This is a genomic window from Paenibacillus sp. NPDC057886, from assembly GCF_042796655.1.
GTDB lineage: Bacteria > Bacillota > Bacilli > Paenibacillales > Paenibacillaceae > Paenibacillus.
In genome coordinates, this window is record NZ_JBHVMZ010000039.1 from 1 (window position 1) to 1,118 (window position 1,118).

2 protein-coding genes are annotated in these 1,118 nt (G+C 38.1%); both read left to right on the top strand.

Annotation, left to right across the window (positions count from 1 at the left end; all coding sequences use genetic code 11):
• Positions 1 to 714, top strand: a 714-nt coding sequence (locus tag ACFVQB_RS34425) for an HNH endonuclease (RefSeq protein WP_379449891.1), incomplete at its 5' end; no start/stop codon positions are given.
• 1 nt (position 715) lies between these two features.
• The coding region (locus ACFVQB_RS34430; RefSeq protein ID WP_379449894.1) for an SMI1/KNR4 family protein at positions 716 to 1,118 on the top strand (403 nt) is incomplete at its 3' end.

The window sequence follows — 1,118 nt, forward strand, 5'->3', positions numbered from 1 at the left end:
ATTGAGGAATCGTATCAAAAAGATATGGTAAATGGAGATGCGTATTCCCGATCAAGATGGGTGACATATGCGATAGGTACAGTAGTTACCTCTGTGATAGGCACAAAGGGAGCCGGTTCTCTTACAAAAGCAGATGTAGCTGGAAAAGTCACCTCTAAAGTCAGCATAGCAAGCTCAAAGGTGAAAGATGTCTCAATTGCTGATTTATTGCCTTATAATCCCCTTTACGATATTGTTCCGGCTGGAGGAGTCCCTTATAATGTAGTTAACAGTGAAAACTTAAAGGATCGCTTACTTCAATTAATAAAGTCCACCAATCCTAGAACAAGATTGCCTAGAACTAAAGGACGTTGGGAAGGTACTCCAGGTAATGGTAAATGGTATTCAGATAAACCTGAAGTAAATGCAGTTACTAAAGGAGAGCCAGTAGAGTTCGTAAATAATCGCCCAATATTTACCCCATGGTCTAAAGGTACAATTAGATTTAAGGATGGTGAATTAACTGGCAAGGATTCTGATTTTGCTCTCGTGTATAAACGTATTAAAAAGTTAAAAGGTTTTAAAACCCAAGGGGAGGCAGAAGATTGGTTGAAATACACGGCCAAACTTACCCCACATCACTTAGATCATACAACGATACAGTTAATTCCAACTGCATTACATAAAAATGTGCCGCACATCGGTTCAGCTTCCGATTTGAGAGGAGGATATTAGATTGAGCTTTCAAGAAATTAATGAAAAGATGAACAAGTTTGATTTGAAGTATTACGCATCAAGCAATGAACAAGAAAGCAAAAGAAGAATCAAAGCATTTGAAAACGAATTAAACATAAATCTTGATGAGGTGTACAAAGAATTCGTTATAAGATATGGTGGAAGCACGATACAAGCAGATAATGTTTTATTTCCAAGCTTAGAAGAGAATCCAGTGGCTAGTAATAATCATTTAAGATTAGGGCTATTTTATGGTTTTGGGGTAGACGATGCTGACTTTGATGTTATATCAATGACAGTTACTTATGAAGAACAAATGCCAGACTGGATTATCCCGATTGCTGATGGCGATGGAGGAGACCAGGTTTGTCTGGGTGTGAAAGGAGAGGCAACAGGGAAAGTTT